The sequence below is a fragment of the Neisseria macacae ATCC 33926 genome (assembly GCF_022749495.1).
Taxonomy (GTDB): domain Bacteria; phylum Pseudomonadota; class Gammaproteobacteria; order Burkholderiales; family Neisseriaceae; genus Neisseria; species Neisseria macacae.
In genome coordinates this window covers 2063068-2081489 of record NZ_CP094241.1, presented here as the reverse complement: position 1 = coordinate 2081489, position 18422 = coordinate 2063068, and the positions used below count along the sequence as shown (strand labels likewise).

Annotated in this window: 12 protein-coding genes, 3 tRNA genes and 2 rRNA genes; 10 read left to right on the top strand and 7 right to left on the bottom strand. The window is 52.7% G+C overall.

Annotated features, from left to right (window positions below):
* Positions 1 to 28 precede the first annotated feature (28 nt).
* The 5 genes from MON40_RS09970 (at position 29) to MON40_RS09950 (ending at position 4356) form a co-directional block, all read left to right on the top strand.
* Positions 29 to 105, top strand: a tRNA-Ile gene (locus MON40_RS09970).
* A 5-nt stretch (positions 106 to 110) separates the two neighbouring features.
* Positions 111 to 186, top strand: a tRNA-Ala gene (locus MON40_RS09965).
* 430 nt (positions 187 to 616) lie between these two features.
* Positions 617 to 3508, top strand: a 23S ribosomal RNA gene (locus MON40_RS09960).
* A gap of 93 nt (positions 3509 to 3601) precedes the next feature.
* Positions 3602 to 3715, top strand: a 5S ribosomal RNA gene (gene rrf, locus MON40_RS09955).
* Positions 3716 to 4065: 350 nt separating this feature from the next.
* Positions 4066 to 4356, top strand: coding sequence for a ComEA family DNA-binding protein (locus MON40_RS09950; RefSeq protein WP_009313167.1), 291 nt, complete (start codon positions 4066 to 4068; stop codon positions 4354 to 4356).
* A 433-nt stretch (positions 4357 to 4789) separates the two neighbouring features.
* On the opposite strand, the gene rfaQ is transcribed toward MON40_RS09950, so the two are convergent.
* Together rfaQ and MON40_RS09940 are read right to left on the bottom strand one after the other, a co-directional pair.
* Entirely contained in the window at positions 4790 to 5896 is a 1107-nt protein-coding gene (rfaQ, locus tag MON40_RS09945; RefSeq protein ID WP_003777388.1) for a putative lipopolysaccharide heptosyltransferase III, read from the bottom strand.
* The gene (locus MON40_RS09940; RefSeq protein WP_003777390.1) at positions 5841 to 6092 is read right to left on the bottom strand and encodes a hypothetical protein; all 252 of its coding nucleotides are present in this window, start codon (positions 6090 to 6092) and stop codon (positions 5841 to 5843) included. The genes rfaQ and MON40_RS09940 overlap by 56 nt, the downstream gene beginning before the upstream one ends.
* 189 nt (positions 6093 to 6281) lie before the next feature.
* Here MON40_RS09940 and MON40_RS09935 point away from each other — a divergent pair, with 189 nt between their 5' ends.
* Positions 6282 to 7163 carry a prephenate dehydrogenase gene (locus MON40_RS09935; protein ID WP_003777394.1) on the top strand — a complete coding sequence of 294 codons (882 nt, stop codon included), beginning with the start codon at positions 6282 to 6284 and terminating at the stop codon, positions 7161 to 7163.
* 104 nt (positions 7164 to 7267) lie between these two features.
* Here the strand turns inward: MON40_RS09935 and MON40_RS09930 are convergent, their stop codons facing one another.
* The 4 genes from MON40_RS09930 to MON40_RS09915 form a co-directional block, all read right to left on the bottom strand.
* On the bottom strand, positions 7268 to 8719 hold the full coding sequence (locus MON40_RS09930; RefSeq protein ID WP_003777396.1) for a DASS family sodium-coupled anion symporter: 1452 nt from the start codon (positions 8717 to 8719) through the stop codon (positions 7268 to 7270).
* 503 nt (positions 8720 to 9222) lie between these two features.
* Complete coding sequence (locus tag MON40_RS09925) at positions 9223 to 10476, bottom strand: complex I 51 kDa subunit family protein (protein ID WP_003777399.1); 1254 nt, start codon at positions 10474 to 10476, stop codon at positions 9223 to 9225.
* Positions 10473 to 12101 carry an FAD-binding protein gene (locus tag MON40_RS09920; RefSeq protein ID WP_003777401.1) on the bottom strand — a complete coding sequence of 543 codons (1629 nt, stop codon included), beginning with the start codon at positions 12099 to 12101 and terminating at the stop codon, positions 10473 to 10475. The genes MON40_RS09925 and MON40_RS09920 overlap by 4 nt, the downstream gene beginning before the upstream one ends.
* On the bottom strand, positions 12101 to 12739 hold the full coding sequence (locus tag MON40_RS09915; RefSeq protein WP_003777402.1) for a 2Fe-2S iron-sulfur cluster-binding protein: 639 nt from the start codon (positions 12737 to 12739) through the stop codon (positions 12101 to 12103). Before MON40_RS09915 ends, MON40_RS09920 begins: the two co-directional genes overlap by 1 nt.
* An 824-nt stretch (positions 12740 to 13563) precedes the next feature.
* Here MON40_RS09915 and MON40_RS09910 point away from each other — a divergent pair.
* Together MON40_RS09910 and MON40_RS09905 are read left to right on the top strand one after the other, a co-directional pair.
* On the top strand, positions 13564 to 15087 hold the full coding sequence (locus tag MON40_RS09910) for a fumarate hydratase (protein WP_003740750.1): 1524 nt from the start codon (positions 13564 to 13566) through the stop codon (positions 15085 to 15087).
* A gap of 229 nt (positions 15088 to 15316) precedes the next feature.
* Positions 15317 to 16000 (top strand): 2,3-diphosphoglycerate-dependent phosphoglycerate mutase, encoded by a 684-nt coding sequence (locus tag MON40_RS09905; RefSeq protein ID WP_003766223.1) that lies wholly within the window; start codon positions 15317 to 15319, stop codon positions 15998 to 16000.
* Between the two features lie 145 nt (positions 16001 to 16145).
* Here MON40_RS09905 and MON40_RS09900 read toward each other — a convergent pair.
* Positions 16146 to 16222, bottom strand: a tRNA-Pro gene (locus MON40_RS09900).
* A 246-nt stretch (positions 16223 to 16468) separates the two neighbouring features.
* Between MON40_RS09900 and MON40_RS09895 the strand changes: the two genes are divergently transcribed.
* Together MON40_RS09895 and nudB are read left to right on the top strand one after the other, a co-directional pair.
* Positions 16469 to 17848 (top strand): mechanosensitive ion channel family protein, encoded by a 1380-nt coding sequence (locus MON40_RS09895; protein WP_003777415.1) that lies wholly within the window; start codon positions 16469 to 16471, stop codon positions 17846 to 17848.
* Entirely contained in the window at positions 17848 to 18303 is a 456-nt protein-coding gene (nudB, locus tag MON40_RS09890; RefSeq protein WP_003777417.1) for a dihydroneopterin triphosphate diphosphatase, read from the top strand. The genes MON40_RS09895 and nudB overlap by 1 nt, the downstream gene beginning before the upstream one ends.
* The last annotated feature ends 119 nt before the right edge of the window (positions 18304 to 18422 follow it).

The window sequence follows — 18422 nt, the reverse complement described above, 5'->3', positions numbered from 1 at the left end:
AGACAAGGTTCGCTTAAGAAGAGAATCCGGGTTTGTAGCTCAGCTGGTTAGAGCACACGCTTGATAAGCGTGGGGTCGGAGGTTCAAGTCCTCCCAGACCCACCAAGAACGGGGGCATAGCTCAGTTGGTAGAGCACCTGCTTTGCAAGCAGGGGGTCATCGGTTCGATCCCGTTTGCCTCCACCAATACTTTCCAAATCAAAGCGAGTTAAAAGGCAGTGTAACTGCTTTCTTTTTTTCTAAAGAGAAGTCTGCTGACGAATCAGTTTGACGGAAAAAGAAAGGCTGCTATAATAATCAGCTCATTTTGATTTGCGAAGTAAATAGCAATATTGAACGCATCGATCTTTAACAAATTGGAAAGCCGAAATCAACAAACAAAGACAATGTGTCTGTTTTTGATGATTGACCAATTGCAAACGGTCAGTTGTCTCCTGGATAGGAAAAGAAAAACAGGTACAGTATTTGGGTGATGATTGTATCGACTTAATTCCGAAAGACAAAAGGCGGGATTAAGACACAACAAGCAGTAAGCTTTATCAGAGTAGGAAATTCAAGTTTGATGTTCTAGTCAACGGAGTGTCAGGCAAAGTCAGAGAAGTTCTTGAAATGATAGAGTCAAGTGAATAAGTGCATCAGGTGGATGCCTTGGCGATGATAGGCGACGAAGGACGTGTAAGCCTGCGAAAAGCGTGGGGGAGCTGGCAATAAAGCTATGATCCCGCGATGTCCGAATGGGGAAACCCACTGCATTCTGTGCAGTATCCTAAGTTGAATACATAGACTTAGAGAAGCGAACCCGGAGAACTGAACCATCTAAGTACCCGGAGGAAAAGAAATCAACCGAGATTCCGCAAGTAGTGGCGAGCGAACGCGGAGGAGCCTGTACGTAATAACTGTCGAGATAGAAGAACAAGCTGGGAAGCTTGACCATAGTGGGTGATAGTCCCGTATTCGAAATCTCAACGGTGGTACTAAGCGTACGAAAAGTAGGGCGGGACACGTGAAATCCTGTCTGAATATGGGGGGACCATCCTCCAAGGCTAAATACTCATCATCGACCGATAGTGAACCAGTACCGTGAGGGAAAGGCGAAAAGAACCCCGGGAGGGGAGTGAAATAGAACCTGAAACCTGATGCATACAAACAGTGGGAGCACCCATGTGGTGTGACTGCGTACCTTTTGTATAATGGGTCAACGACTTACATTCAGTAGCGAGCTTAACCGAATAGGGGAGGCGTAGGGAAACCGAGTCTTAATAGGGCGAAGAGTTGCTGGGTGTAGACCCGAAACCGAGTGATCTATCCATGGCCAGGTTGAAGGTGCCGTAACAGGTACTGGAGGACCGAACCCACGCATGTTGCAAAATGCGGGGATGAGCTGTGGATAGGGGTGAAAGGCTAAACAAACTCGGAGATAGCTGGTTCTCCCCGAAAACTATTTAGGTAGTGCCTCGAGCAAGACACTGATGGGGGTAAAGCACTGTTATGGCTAGGGGGTTATTGCAACTTACCAACCCATGGCAAACTAAGAATACCATCAAGTGGTTCCTCGGGAGACAGACAGCGGGTGCTAACGTCCGTTGTCAAGAGGGAAACAACCCAGACCGCCAGCTAAGGTCCCAAATGATAGATTAAGTGGTAAACGAAGTGGGAAGGCCCAGACAGCCAGGATGTTGGCTTAGAAGCAGCCATCATTTAAAGAAAGCGTAATAGCTCACTGGTCGAGTCGTCCTGCGCGGAAGATGTAACGGGGCTCAAATCTATAACCGAAGCTGCGGATGCCAGTTTACTGGCATGGTAGGGGAGCGTTCTGTAGGCCGATGAAGGTGCATTGTAAAGTGTGCTGGAGGTATCAGAAGTGCGAATGTTGACATGAGTAGCGATAAAGCGGGTGAAAAGCCCGCTCGCCGAAAGCCCAAGGTTTCCTACGCAACGTTCATCGGCGTAGGGTGAGTCGGCCCCTAAGGTGAGGCAGAAATGCGTAGTCGATGGGAAACAGGTTAATATTCCTGTACTTGATTCAAATGCGATGTGGGGACGGAGAAGGTTAGGTTAGCAAGCTGTTGGAATAGCTTGTTTAAGCCGGTAGGTGGAAGACTTAGGCAAATCCGGGTCTTCTTAACACCGAGAAGTGACGACGAGTGTCTACGGACATGAAGTAACCGATACCACGCTTCCAGGAAAAGCCACTAAGCTTCAGTTTGAATCGAACCGTACCGCAAACCGACACAGGTGGGCAGGATGAGAATTCTAAGGCGCTTGAGAGAACTCGGGAGAAGGAACTCGGCAAATTGATACCGTAACTTCGGGAGAAGGTATGCCCTCTAAGGTTAAGGACTTGCTCCGTAAGCCTCGGAGGGTCGCAGAGAATAGGTGGCTGCGACTGTTTATTAAAAACACAGCACTCTGCTAACACGAAAGTGGACGTATAGGGTGTGACGCCTGCCCGGTGCTGGAAGGTTAATTGAAGATGTGAGAGCATCGGATCGAAGCCCCAGTAAACGGCGGCCGTAACTATAACGGTCCTAAGGTAGCGAAATTCCTTGTCGGGTAAGTTCCGACCCGCACGAATGGCGTAACGATGGCCACACTGTCTCCTCCCGAGACTCAGCGAAGTTGAAGTGGTTGTGAAGATGCAATCTACCCGCTGCTAGACGGAAAGACCCCGTGAACCTTTACTGTAGCTTTGCATTGGACTTTGAAGTCACTTGTGTAGGATAGGTGGGAGGCTTAGAAGCAGAGACGCCAGTCTCTGTGGAGCCGTCCTTGAAATACCACCCTGGTGTCTTTGAGGTTCTAACCCAGACCCGTAATCCGGGTCGGGGACCGTGCATGGTAGGCAGTTTGACTGGGGCGGTCTCCTCCCAAAGAGTAACGGAGGAGTTCGAAGGTTACCTAGGTCCGGTCGGAAATCGGACTGATAGTGCAATGGCAAAAGGTAGCTTAACTGCGAGACCGACAAGTCGAGCAGGTGCGAAAGCAGGACATAGTGATCCGGTGGTTCTGTATGGAAGGGCCATCGCTCAACGGATAAAAGGTACTCCGGGGATAACAGGCTGATTCCGCCCAAGAGTTCATATCGACGGCGGAGTTTGGCACCTCGATGTCGGCTCATCACATCCTGGGGCTGTAGTCGGTCCCAAGGGTATGGCTGTTCGCCATTTAAAGTGGTACGTGAGCTGGGTTTAAAACGTCGTGAGACAGTTTGGTCCCTATCTGCAGTGGGCGTTGGAAGTTTGACGGGGGCTGCTCCTAGTACGAGAGGACCGGAGTGGACGAACCTCTGGTGTACCGGTTGTAACGCCAGTTGCATAGCCGGGTAGCTAAGTTCGGAAGAGATAAGCGCTGAAAGCATCTAAGCGCGAAACTCGCCTGAAGATGAGACTTCCCTTGCGGTTTAACCGCACTAAAGAGTCGTTCGAGACCAGGACGTTGATAGGTGGGGTGTGGAAGCGCGGTAACGCGTGAAGCTAACCCATACTAATTGCTCGTGAGGCTTGACTCTATCATTTGAAGAACTTCAAATAAAAAGCTTACTGACTGATTCAGTCATCACCGAATATATTGATTAAGGCTTTGCCGATTTGTACAGTTTAAGTTTGGCGGCCATAGCGAGTTGGTCCCACGCCTTCCCATCCCGAACAGGACCGTGAAACGACTCAGCGCCGATGATAGTGTGGTTCTTCCATGCGAAAGTAGGTCACTGCCAAACACCTATTCTAAGCCCCTGACAGATGTCGGGGGCTTTTACTTTTACCTCATATTTTATTCATACCTTTACTTGAAACTCGTCAGTGCCGTTCCTTGCCTTCTTGCTATGGCTTACTTGCTCACGAGTGGAGATAGGCGGGTGCGACGATAGCGCAGCGGGTAAATGTGACGGATAGGGAGGGTGCGGGTAAAATAGGGATGTTGTAGAATCAATACATAAAGAGATAGTAAACTAAGAAATCTTCAGGTATCGTTTGAAAGGAAACGGTAAGACGGATATGATAGCCAACTATTTTACGGTGCCGCACACACAGGCATCATCCGCATTCACAAACTATGGAGTATCTTCTTATGAAAAAATTCCTCTTTGCCGCCCTCTCCCTGCTGACCGCTTCGCTGTCGCTGGCCGCCGTCAACATCAATACCGCTTCCCCGTCCGAGTTGGAAGCCCTGCCCGGTATCGGCCCTGCCAAAGCCAAAGCCATCGTGGACTACCGTCAACAACATGGTGCCTTCAAATCGGTCGAGGAGTTGAAAAACGTCAAAGGTATCGGTGAGGGCATCTTCTCCAAACTGAAGGCGGAAGCAACCGTCGCCCCGGCCGCTCAAAACAAAGCCGCCACCCCCGCCGCTAAAAAATAAACCCGAGTGCGCCCTCCCGAATAGGGAATGTGCGCAGCTGCAGACCCGGTAATGAAAAGGCCGTCCGAATCCAGTCCGGAGTCGGACGGCCTTCGTGTCGGGCGGGTAAGGCTGCCATGCCTGTCCCGCTTCATTCGGCCGTCAGATCAGGATACATATGTGGAAGGGTCGTCTGAAAAGGTGGCGGGCTGCAATACTGCCTTAGTGTCGCAGTGAGAAGGTTCGTTATTGGAAACGACTGCCTTGCTGGCGCACTATGCCGACTACGTCTCCACCAAATAGCGCGTTCACATCCGTTAAGGTTTCAGGATGTTTGGATAAATCTTAGGTGTTCTCTTGAGATGTCGGAATAGGGTGAAAATCTGTTGGAGTTAATTTTGCAAAGACCTCTACTTTATTTATAGGCAACCGCTTATTGCTACCGAAGCAGGGATTATTCTGTTGCTGCGTGTGTTCCCGTTTGGTCAATTTTTTCGAGTTTGGCGGAAACGCGGTTCCATACTTCTTCCAGAGGAATGGCTTTCAGGAGACGTTCGGGATTGTTTGTATTGATGCTGTCGGGGTGGGGGAGATCGGTATAATCGCCCGCCCATATCACTTCGGCATTGAGTGAATAAGGATGCCATATGCCCAGCCAAGTCGCGCCAAATAGGGCGATTTGCGGTTTGTCGAGCGCGGCGGCGATGTGCATGGGAACGGAATCGACTCCGATAAACAGTTTGGCGCGGTCTATCGCCGCCGCAAGTTCGCGCAAAGTTAGGCAGCCGGACAATACCCATACTTTGCCGCCTTCCGGTATTTTCAGACGACCTAGGATGGCTTCAATCATGTCGTGCTCGACGGGACTGGAGGAGGCGGTCAGGACGACGTTGTGTCCGTGGTTCAGCAGAAGCTGGACGAGTGCGGCGTTTTTGCCGTCTTCCCAACATTTGAACAACCAGCGCGCGCCTGGATGCAGTAAGACGTAGTTTTCGCCTTGCCAGCCTTGTTCGCGCAATTTTTGTTCCATACTGTTGCGGACATCTAGGGAGATGCTCATACGGACTTTTGCGTGGGACAGCTCTTCCGGACGGATAAGCGGAGGCAGTATGCCCAGATGGGTTTCAACGATATGTTTGGTTGTGCCCATATCGGGGTTGAGAAAGTCGTGACACCAGCGCCAGGCGGCATTGTCGCGTTTGATGCAGTTGAAGCCGACGCTGCATTTTGAACAGAGTTTGGCAATGATGGCGGCACGCCACTGGTCGGAAAGGTTGAATGCCCAATCGTATTGACGGGCTTTTAACTGACGGAACAGGTCTTTTTCGTGTTTGAACTGCATCCGCACGCCTTGTTTCTTCCATTGCCGGTCAATGGTGAAAATTCGGGCGATTTGCGGATTGTCGCGGATGATGTCGGCAGTTTCCTGATAAACCAGCATATCGACTTCGCACTCGGGAAAATGTTGTTTGATCGCATCGACGACCGGCGTACTGAGCAATACGTCACCATGATGGCGCAGTTTGATGACGAGGATACGGTTGGGTTGTGCAAGTGACATACGGTACTTTCAGACGACCTGGTTCAAGAATGGCTCTTAATTTTAAAACGGAACGCAAGGTTTGGAAAACTGTTTCTGTATAAACGGTTTTTAGAGCAAATGAACGCTGCCGGTTTTCTTTGATTTTCTTAAACAATATTGATTTAGGATGGCCGGTGTAGGCAAAATCTTTTGACGCTGCGAAAGATTGTTCCATTCTGAAAACGCCTACGGGCTGACCGGCTGCCTGACAGGGTTGTGGCTGGAATGGGGCCGATTCACTATAATAGCCCAAGCTGCAGGCAGGATTTGTGTTCCAAAAAGTTTTGCAGGTTTCGAAGCAAATCCTAGTCCTCGGTACGTTTTCAGACGACCTTTCCTTCATCCACCGCCTTACACATCCGCCATGACACCAAATGCCCCGCTCCAACACATCACCCTTATCGGCGTCGGACTGATAGGCGGCTCTTTCGTTCTGGATCTCAAACGATTGGGATGGGTGCAAACCGTGACCGGTATTGATCTTGACCGCGATAATCTCGACCGTGCGCTTGAGCGTCGGGTGATTGATAAAGCGTTTACGGAAATCAACGCCGAAAGCATCGGTCATGCCGATTTGGTGTTGATTGCCACGCCTGTTTCCACTTTGCCGACCATCTGCCAAGCCATTGCGCCGCTGCTTGCGCCGGAGGCTTATGTGTCTGATGTAGGCAGCACCAAGCGGACTGCCATCGCCGCTTTCCGCCAATATCTGCCTGAGCGGATTTCACACTGTATCGCCGCACACCCCATTGCAGGCTCCGACCGCAGCGGCGCATTGGCGGCGCAATTCGGATTGTATCAAGATAAAAAACTGATTATCACCACACACGGACAAGAGCGTCCCGAAGGTATCGCTTTGATAAAAAGCCTGTGGCAGGCGGTCGGCGCACAGACGTTTGAAATGAGCGCGGAAGAACACGATGCTGTGTTCGCCGCCGTTTCCCATATGCCGCATTTGACCGCTTTTGCCTATGTCCACCAAATCGCCGACCATCCGGACGGACAGGAATATTTGAAATTTGCCGCCAGCGGTTTCCGAGACTTTACCCGCATCGCCTCCAGCCATCCCGCCATTTGGACGGACATCTGCCTGGACAATAAAAACAGCCTGATCAAGCTGATTGCCGGACTGCACGACCAGCTTTCCAAGTTGGAACGTATCCTCGAACAAGAAAACCGCGACGCGCTATACCGTTATTTTGAAGAAGCCAAGCAAACGCGCGACGAATGGTTGGGCAGCCAATAGCGGATTGATATCCAGCCTCACCTTGCAACTGCTTCTCTCCAAAAAGCAAAAAGGTCGTCTGAAAACCTATTTTCAGACGACCTTTTGTTGATTTCAGGCAGGGTTTACCAGTAGCCCAGCACTTTCCACCAGATAATGCCGATGGTGCCGAAAATCAGGATTTCGACCACGCTCATGATGAAGCCTGCTTTCCACCATTCGGTCATGCTGACATAGTTCGAACCGTAGATGACGGGGGACGAACCTGAGGCGTAGTGGGTCAGCGACATCATGATGCCAGTGGCGGATGCCATAATCAGGGCGAACAGCATCGGCGGTGCGCCCAAGGCGAGACCTGCGCCGTAGAAGGCGCCGAACATGGCGGTAACGTGTGCCGTGCCGCTGGCGAAAACGTAGTGGGCGTAGAGGTAGGCGAGTACCAACAGGGCGCAGCCGGCTTCCCAGCCCAAACCGAGATGGGAGATGCCGCCCTGCATGGATTCGGACAGCCATGCAATCAGTCCCAATTTGTTGAGGAAGTTCGCCATCATGACCAAGGCGGCAAACCAGACGATGGTGTCCCACGCGCCTTTTTCTTTCAGCGCATCGTCCCAAGTCAGCACGCCGGTGAGCAGACACAGGGAGAGGCCGAGGAAGGTGGTGGCGGTGGCATCGACTTTCACGCCGAACAGCATTTCGGGAACGCCCGCCCACAAAAGCAGCAGAATCACGAAAATGCCGAACATGATTTTTTCGTCGCGCTTCATCGCGCCCATTTCTTTCAGTTTTTCTTTGGCAAGGGCGGTCGCGTTAGGCGTTTGTTTGATTTCGGGCGGATACAGGAAATACAGCACCAGCGGCATCAGGAACATGGCGATCAGGCCGGGTACGACCATGGCGGCGAACCATGTGCCCCAAGAGAGATGGATTTGCGAATCGGTGGCTTTGGCGACCAATTCGACGACCAAAGGGTTGGGCGCGGTTGCGGTAACGAAGATGCAGCAGGTGATGATGTTGGCGTGGTAGTTGACCAGCGCGAGGTATTTACCGATTTTGCCCTCAGTGCCTTTTTCGGGGTCGGAATCGAAGCTCAGGGCGATGGAACGCATAATCGGATGCACGATGGCGCCGCCGCGCGCAGTGTTACTCGGCGTTACCGGGCCGATGACCAAGTCGGCCAGTGCCAAGCTGTAACCTACGCCCAGCGTGCGTTTGCCGAAAAGGGAAATCAGAAGGTAGCCGATACGCATCCCCAAGCCGGTTTTCAACAAACCGCGAGAGATGATGATGGCGATACCGATCATCCAGATTAACGAGTTGTTGAGGCTGCTCAGTGCGTCTTTAGTTGCGTCGGCGGCTTTTTCGTTGGTCACGCCGGTCAGCGCGACCAAGGTAATGCCCAAAATCGCCATTGCACCGATGGGCATGGCTTTGCCGATGATGCCGGCGATGATGCCGACGAACAACGCCAAAAGGTGCCATGCGTCGGGCGATACACCCTGCGGCACGGGTATGACGAACCAGATAATCAGCGTCAGCGCGAGCGCAACCGCAGCAGGAATTGGCTTGAAGCCCATGTTGAGTCTCCTAGTTTGAGGTATCGGGGAAATCGGATTTCAGACGACGTGTGCCTGATTTTGGTGGGAACAGGTCGTCTGAAACGTATTTTGGCAGTAGTTGTTTTTTATGTTTTTCTTTTGGTGGTTTGGGTAATGCGTGTTTGTGTTGTCATCTTTTTCAGACGACGTTTCTTGAGCTTTTACGTTTTGCCCTCTCCCTAGCCCTCTCCCACGGGGAGAGGGGACAGATTGCAGGAAGTCCGATAATGGTCGATTTCAGCACCATCATTCCCTCTCCGTGGAAGAGAGAACAGATTGCAGAAAATCCGATAATAGTCGGCTTCAGCACTATCATTCCCTCTCCCCGTGGGAGAGGGCTAGGGAGAGGGTAAAACCTCAGATTTGGCAGGTTCGGTTGTGAAACCCAACAAAGACTTAAATGTTGGTTCATGACCCAACCTACGAGCATTTTTCAGACGACCCCCCATAATAGAAAAGGTCGTCTGAAACCCCGTATCGGATTAATCCTGCTCAGCAGGCAGTCCGTACTCTTCGGGGAAGGTACGCAGCGAGCTTTGCAACACGGTAACCGCGCCGTCAATCAGACCGCAGCGGCCACTTCGGGGCAGCAGTTGGCACAGGCTTTGCAGGGCGCGGAGGTCGTCTGAAGTGCCGATGCCGGTATCCACGCGGTTGAGCAGGCGTGAAAGTTGGAACGTGCCGCCTTTGCACGGCGGGCATTGTCCGCATGAGTTGGACGCAAAAAATTCCACATACTCGGACACTTTACGCACCACGCTGGTTCCTTCGGAAATCACAATCATCGCGCCCGTACCGAGGCTGGATTTGCGTTCGCGCACGGACACGAAGTCCAAAGGCACATCCAAATCTTTCGCGGTCAGAAGCGTGTTTGACGGGCCGCCGGTGAAGACGGCTTTAAACGTGCGGCCCTCGAGCATACCGCCGCCGTGGTCGAAAATCAGCGATTGCAAGGTTGTGCCCATCGGCAGTTCGTACAGGCCCGGATTCAATACGTCGCCGGAAAGCGAGTAGAGTTTCGTGCCTGCGGCATCGCCCAAACCCAGCGATTTGTACCATTCCGCGCCTTTGGCAAGGATTTGCGGGATGTTGGCGAAGGTTTCGGTGTTGTTGATTAAGGTCGGTTCGCCTGCTACGCCGCTTTCGGCGGGGAACGGCGGTTTGCGCCGCGGGAACGGGAAACCGCCTTCCAACCATGAAATCACGGCGGTTTCTTCGCCGCCGATGTAGCGGCCTGAAGTTTCGACCAATTTCAGGTCTAAAGGTTTGCCCAGATAGTTTTCGATGCGGATGAACAAATCGCTTTTTTTCCATTGCTCGATGGCGGGCACGATGGCGGCGACAGATTCGGTCTGGTGCGGGTTGACATACATAATCGCTTTGTTGGCGCGGCAGGCGACGGCGGCAATCAGGACGCCTTCGATGACTTGGTGCGGTGTTTTCGCCAGCAATACACGGTCTTTGAACGTACCCGGTTCGTCTTCGTTGGCGTTACAGACGACGTATTTGTCGCCGTGTTTGCTTTGGGCGGCAACGGCCGCCTCCCATTTGCGCCAGGTCGGGAAACCTGCGCCGCCCATGCCGCAGAGGTTGGCATCTTGCAGCTTGGAAACGATGCTTTGAGGATCGGCAAGCGCCGCCAGCAGGCCTTCGCCGCCGCCGACTTTGCGCCACGCGGCCAAATCCGCGCCGACTTGGCGGGACGGGTGCAGTAAGTTTTGATTGGCTTGGTTCATGATTGTTGCTCCTGCAAACCGGCGTGTTCGCGCAAATCGAATTTGCCGTAGTCGGGATATAAAACGGGGGCTTTGATGTCGCTGGTCAGTCCGGCGCGGGTCATTTCGCGTTGCAGATCGTGGACGTGTCCGACACCGCCGCGCACTTTTTTCAGCGGCAGGCCGCAACCTGCGGCGGCTTTACCCGCGCGGCGGCCGAAGCTGATGATGTCCAGAAGCGCGTTGCCCATCAGGCGGTTGCGGCCGTGGATGCCGCCGGTAACTTCGCCGGCGCAATAGAGGCCTTCGACGCAGGTCGCGCCGTCGCCGTTGATTTCGACGCCGCCGTTTTGGTAGTGCAGGGTCGGATGGATCATCACAGGCTCAACAGCAGGGTCGATGCCGCATTTGTGGGCAACGTGGCCAAGCGTAACCAGACGGTTCAACACATCAGGATCGTTTTCAATCAGGCGCGGGGTGTCGAGGAACACGCCGACCTGTCCGTCGCGCACCACGCCGCGGCCTTCGCGGCACTCGCGCAAAATGGCGGCGGCAACGACGTCGCGCGGTTGCAATTCGTCAACGAAACGCTCGCCCAAACCGTTGACCAGTTTGGTGCCTGCGGAGCGCACGGCTTCGGAAATCAGCGCGCCTGCCAAGTGCGGCGGATGGGCGACGCCGGTCGGATGGTATTGGAAGGAATCGATGTCGCGCAGTTTCGCGCCGATGCGGTATGCCATCACCAAACCGTCGGCGGTTGCGCCGTAGTGGTTGGAAGTGGCGAAACCCTGCAAATGCAGCCGTCCGCTGCCGCCGGTTGCCAAGACCACAGCTTTGGCGTGAACCAATACCAAAGAGCGTTTTTCCAAATCGTACAAAATCGCGCCGACGCAGCGGCCGTGTTCGTCCGACAATAATTCGATGGCGGGGTGGCGGTTGAGCTGAGTGATGTTTTCGTCGAGTTCGACCGCCTCGCGCAGTACGCGCATCATTTCGAGGCCTGTGAAGTCGCGGTAGCTCAGGATGCGCGGCACGGTCGTACCGCCTGCACGCTTGCGGCTCAACATGCCGTTGCTGTCCGCACCTTTGGCAAGGTCGAAAGTCATGCCCAAGCCGATCAGCCAGCGGATGGCGGACGGCGCGTCGGTAACCATTTGCGCCACCAATTCTTTTTTGCCTGCGTTGTGGCCGCCTTTGATGGTGTCGTCAAAGTGCTGCTGCAAGCTGTCTTCCGCGCCGACTGCCGCCTGAATGCCGCCTTCGGCCATCACGGTATTGCTGTCGCCGATACGCAGCTTGTTCGCCATAATCACGCGCGCGCCTGCTTCGGTTGCAGACAATGCCGCTGCCGCGCCCGCACCGCCGCCGCCGATAACCAATACGTCGGTGTTCAAGTGTTCCGCGCCCGACAAATCATAGTCGTCAATCAGGGGATGACTGATCAGCAGTTTCGCCAAATCAGGATGACAGTAATCGCCCGTGTTCGGGCCGATGGGCAGTTTGACGCGCGCATTGGCCTGATAGTCGGGGTGAAACTGACTCAACAATTCGTTTTTTTCCGGCAGGTCGCCGCGCAGTTCCAATGAGGAAGCGCGCAGGTTGGCAAGGGCGGTTTCGTAGTCTATGCCTTGGATTTCGTTCGCCATCACATTGCCTCCTCTTCAAATTCGACTTTCATTTTGCCGCTGTCGATTTCGCGCAGGCGGCGCATCAAATCCACCGGACGCAGCGTGCGCGCCGCTTTCATACGGCGGGCGAACAAGCCTAAGTGGTTCGGACGGATGTGTTCCGGGCAGGAAAGGGTGCAGAGGTTGCACATCACGCATTGGTCGAAGGTCAGCGCAGCCGCGCCGAAATCGCCCGATACCACTTGCGCCACGCCGTTTTCCACTTCCAAGCCTTTGGGGCAGGCGCGGTTGCAGCCGCCGCAATGACGGCAGTGTTGCGCTTCGGGGAAGGCTTTGGCGGTGTCGTCCAGCCAGTTCCAGCCGTCGCCGACCTCGCTCACGTCGTAATATTGGATATGCTCGGGAATGAAGTAGTCCAAGAAGCTGACCTGCATCCCTTCTTCGACTTTGGTTTCACACGCCAACGCAGTCGTTACCTCGCGCTCGCCTTCCTTGCGGATCATGCAGCGGCAGGAGCCGCACACGCCTTGCCCCATACAGCCGACGTTGGCGGTAATCGCGCTGCCGGAACGGGCATAGGCCTGAATGATTGACGAGTCGGCGGAGGCCTTGACCTCGTGGCCGTCTATGGTCAGGGTTAACAAGTTTTCACTCATGGTAGTGTCCTGTGGAATGGGATAGAGGAAATCGGATGTGTGTATTTTTATTACAAACTTTTAAAGTGCAGATGTTTTTCAGGAAACGTCTTATAAATCAACGTCTGACTGTCTTTTATTAGTGTATCAGAATTTGGGTTTTTTGATGATGGCAGAGTCGTAAAGGCAGGGTGGGGGCGGATTGTGAACAAAAAACAGCGGTTTTCAGACGACCTTTGTGCCATCTTGTTATTTTGTAAGATAAAATAAACTTACGATAAAGGAATAATTACTAAAAACCGTTTTGAAATACGAGTAAATATCATTATTAAATGTTTGATATAAAAGCATATATCTATGTATTTATTGGATAAATTTGCAAAGTGTAAGTAAATGCAAATTGTGTTATAAAATTTCAGAAAAATGGCTAAGTTTGACTTCCGTCAAAAATCATCGTGGGTAGAATGACACGGCTTTTACATTTGTGTATGGTTGAAAAAAGAAAGACAGGTCGTCTGAAAAATAATTGTTTCTTTTTAAATTCATGTTATTAGTAAGATTCATTGCGGCGGTGAATCCAGCCTTTTCAGACGACCCTTTGGAATTTGAGTGGACGGATTAATTGTAGTTTTATTTCTACTGGTAAATATTGCCGACAATATCCGTTATCATCATCCGAGTGAAATGATAGGTTATTAAGTTTTATGAAAATCAATGGATTATAAAAATCATATTGTCGCCTCATATAGATTGACAGCACTATTACACCGATTAAGGTCGTCTGAAAAACGGCCTCTATAAAAAAGCTAACAAACCCTCCCTACCATATGAAAAGGAACACAATCATGACCGTCATCAAGCAAGAAGACTTTATCCAAAGTATCTGCGATGCCTTCCAATTCATCAGCTATTACCATCCGAAAGACTACATCGACGCGCTCTATAAAGCGTGGCAGAAGGAAGAAAATCCCGCCGCCAAAGATGCGATGACGCAGATTTTGGTCAACAGCCGCATGTGTGCCGAAAACAACCGCCCCATCTGCCAAGACACCGGTATCGCAACCGTCTTCCTCAAAGTCGGTATGAACGTCCAATGGGATGCGGACATGAGCGTGGAAGAGATGGTTAACGAAGGCGTGCGTCGCGCCTACACTTGGGAAGGCAACACCCTGCGCGCGTCCGTCCTCGCCGACCCGGCCGGCAAACGCCAAAACACCAAAGACAACACCCCAGCCGTCATCCACATGAGCATCGTACCGGGCGACAAAGTCGAAGTAACCTGCGCGGCAAAAGGCGGCGGCTCTGAAAACAAATCCAAGCTCGCCATGCTCAATCCTTCCGACAACATCGTCGATTGGGTATTGAAAACCATCCCGACCATGGGCGCGGGCTGGTGTCCTCCCGGCATTTTGGGCATCGGTATCGGTGGTACGCCCGAAAAAGCCGTGCTGATGGCAAAAGAATCCCTGATGAGCCACATCGACATTCAAGAATTGCAGGAAAAAGCCGCGTCAGGTGCAGAATTGTCCACCACCGAAGCCCTGCGCCTCGAACTCTTTGAAAAAGTCAACGCGTTGGGCATTGGTGCACAAGGTTTGGGCGGACTGACCACCGTGTTGGACGTCAAAATCCTCGATTACCCGACTCATGCCGCATCCAAACCGATTGCCATGATTCCGAACTGCGCCGCCACCCGCCACGTCGAATTCGAATTGGACGGCTCCGGTCCGGTCGAACTGACCCCGCCGCGCGTTGAAGACTGGCCCGATTTGACTTACAGCCCCGACAACGGCAAACGCATCGATGTCGATAAACTGACCAAAGAAGAAGTTGCCAGCTGGAAAACCGGCGACGTATTGCTGCTGAACGGCAAAATCCTTACCGGCCGCGATGCCGCGCACAAACGCCTCGTTGATATGCTCGACAAAGGCGAAGAATTGCCCGTCGATTTCACCAACCGCCTGATTTACTACGTCGGCCCCGTCGATCCGGTCGGCGACGAAGTCGTCGGTCCCGCAGGTCCGACCACCGCTACCCGCATGGACAAATTCACCCGCCAAATGCTCGAACAAACCGGCCTCTTGGGCATGATCGGCAAATCCGAGCGCGGCGCAGCCACCTGCGAAGCCATCGCAGACAACAAAGCCGTGTACCTCATGGCAGTCGGCGGCGCGGCATACCTCGTGGCAAAAGCCATCAAATCCTCCAAAGTCTTGGCGTTCCCCGAATTGGGCATGGAAGCAGTTTACGAGTTTGAAGTCAAAGACATGCCTGTAACCGTCGCCGTGGACAGCAAAGGCGAATCCATCCACGCCACCGCCCCGCGCAAATGGCAGGCAAAAATCGGCATCATCCCCGTCGAGTCTTAATACCTTGATGCCGGGTTGAAAAAGGTCGTCTGAAAACTTGAAACAGGGTTTTCAGACGACCTTTAATTTGTTTGGAGGCATTACGACTGCAAGGATAGGGGGAATGGACGGCAAAGCAATACGCCGCAAGTCTTGATAAAGAACAAGCATCGCCCCGCCCCGACTGCAGAAGCAGCCGAAATATGTTATAAATAGCCCCTTCTACCGACCTCAAATTGGAGCATACGACATGGAATTGGTATTTATCCGTCACGGACAAAGCGAATGGAACGCGAAAAACCTGTTTACAGGCTGGCGCGACGTGAAACTGAGCGAGCAGGGGCTTGCCGAAGCAGCCGCCGCCGGTAAAAAACTGAAGGAAAAAGGTTACGAGTTCGACATCGCCTTCACCTCCGTCCTGACCCGCGCGATTAAAACCTGCAACATCGTTTTGGAAGAATCCGACCAACTGTTCGTGCCGCAAATCAAAAGCTGGAGGCTGAACGAACGCCACTACGGCCAACTGCAAGGTTTGGACAAAAAACAAACCGCCGAAAAATACGGCGACGAGCAAGTCCACATCTGGCGCCGCAGCTACGACACCCTGCCGCCGCTGCTCGATCCGAAAGACCCGTTCTCCGCGCACAACGACCGCCGCTATGCCAACCTGCCCGCCGATGTTATCCCCGACGGCGAAAACCTGAAAGTCACTTTGGAGCGCGTATTGCCGTTCTGGGAAGACCAAATCGCCCCCGCGCTTCTGAGCGGCAAACGCGTCTTGGTCGCCGCCCACGGCAACTCCCTGCGCGCATTGGCCAAACACATCGAAGGCATTTCCGACGAAGACATCATGGGCTTGGAAATCCCGACCGGTCAGCCGCTGGTGTACAAATTGGATGATAATTTGAAAGTGGTTGAAAAATTCTATCTGTAAGCTTTGCGGATAATAAAAAGGTCGTCTGAAAACTCGGATTCGGGGTTTTCAGACGACCTTTTGATTGAAACGCTTGAGATATAAGATTTGAGACAGTCAAGGCAAAAAAACAGCCCGGTCAAAAATGACCGGGCTGTTGAATTTTTGGTCGGAGTGAAAGGATTCGAACCTTCGACCCCTTGCACCCCATGCAAGTGCGCTACCAGACTGCGCCACACTCCGACTCGAGAAGTTTGGGATTATAGTTTTCTTGCACGGCTTTGGCAAGGGTAAAGCCGGACGGTTTCGGCTATCTGCTTGAAGCGGCTTTGAATTTGTTTGGTGTCAGGGAGGGTAGGGCTGCGGAATGGTTCATACTTGATTGGAAGCCGCGATGTTTTTCAGACGACCTCGGGGGTAAATGGATGTGGCGGAATTTAATGGCTGCTATATAATCTCAGCTTTGATTTTTAATAAAAAACAGGGCGGATGGACAGTATTTTGCATGATTTGTTTGCGCGTCAGGCGTTTACATCGAGCTTGGTGGAGCGCAACTTCGGACAGGTTTCGGGCTGGATAGAGCTGGTCGGTGTCTTGATGCTGATGGTGGCGGCGTTTTGGCTGTCAAACCGCCTCAACGACCGTTATTTCTTCTCAGAACACGGCAGCTTCGCGCTTTTGCGGCATATCGGCAGAAGGATTTTGTGGCCGGTGCTGATGATGATTTTCGGCGCGGCGGCTTTGTTTGTCTGCAATCTGACGGAATTTCGCGCGGTATGGCTGCATCTGCTGATTTTGGCGGCGCGCTGGATGATTCTGATTCGGGTCAGCGTGGCGGTGGTTCATGCCGCTTTGCCGCAAAACAAACTGACCGACTGGCTGGAACGGGCGGTATCCATGGTTTTGTGGATAGGGTTCGTGCTTTGGCTGTCGGGTTTGGACGATAAGATTTTGGAGGTGCTGGACGGCATCAGTTTCTCGGTTGGTTCGGGCAGGCTCAGCCTGCTGACGATTCTGAACGGGATTTTGTGGGTCGGCCTCCTGATGATAGGCGCGTCATGGCTGGCTCGAGTTATCGGCGGACATTTGGAGAAGAGTAGCTTGGATACCAATCTGAGCATGATTTTGTCCAAAGTCGTCAAAACGGTGATGATGGTGTTGGCGGTATTGATTGCGTTGCCGCTGGTGGGGATTGATTTGACGGTATTGTCGGTGTTCGGCGGTGCGTTGGGTGTCGGTATCGGTTTCGGCCTGCAAAAAGTGGCGAGCAACTATATTTCCGGTTTTATCATTTTAGGCGACCGCTCCATCCGCATGAACGACCGTCTGACGGTCAACAACTTTACCGGTTATGTTACCAAAATCACCTCACGTTTTGTTGTGCTGCGCAATGCAAATGGTACGGAGGCGCTGATTCCGAACGAGACGTTCGTTACCTCGATGGTGATCAACGAATCCTACACCAGCCGTGAATTGCAGCAGGCGTTCAATATACAGGTTGCCTATCATTCCGATTTGATTAAGGCGCTCGACATCATCAAAAGCGCAGCCGCCGCGCAGCCGCGTGTTTCCAATAATCCCGCGCCTTTGGCGGTGGTGACCAATTTCGGCGACAACGGTATCGATTTGCGCGCGACGTATTGGGTGAAAGACCCGGAAAACGGTTTTGCCGCGCTGCAATCGGCAATTTTTCTGGATATTTGGCGGCAGTTTAACGAACATGGCATCGAATTCCCTTATCCGCAGCGCGAAGTCCGCATCTTGAACGAAAGTCAGGCACCGAGCAGCATCGCCATGATTAAGGCGGGAATGCAGGCGCGCAGCGATACCAAATCCGATCCCGCGATGGATTCCGGCGGAGACGATTGATGGCAAAGCCCTTGAAGTATCCCGTGTCTGCGCTGGTTATCCTGCATGATGCAGACGGCAATATCCTTTTAATCGAACGCACTTCGCCGCCAGGTTTTTGGCAGTCGGTAACCGGCAGCATCGAGCCGGACGAAACCATAGAGGCAACCGCCAAACGCGAAGTTTGGGAGGAAACCGGCATCCGCCTTGCGGACGGGCAGCTCTGCAACTGGCACGACAGCACGGTTTACGAAATCTACCACCACTGGCGGCACCGCTATCCCAAAGGCGTGTTCGAAAACCGCGAACACATCTTTTCCGCCGAAATTCCGCGCGATGCGGCTATTGTTTTGCAGCCCGACGAACACGTCGCTTACGGATGGTTCAGTATTGAAGAAGCGGCGGAAAAGGTGTTCTCCCCGTCGAACAAAAGGGCGATTTTGGCATTGGGGAAAAGGTTGGGATTGGTTGTTTGATGAATGATGGCGGGGAGATGACCGACAACCGCATTTAAAGACCGATGGACAGCCTCTTTTATATCTAATAAAATAAACGATAATTGTTATTGGTTAATTTGGTAACATCAAACCGTAAA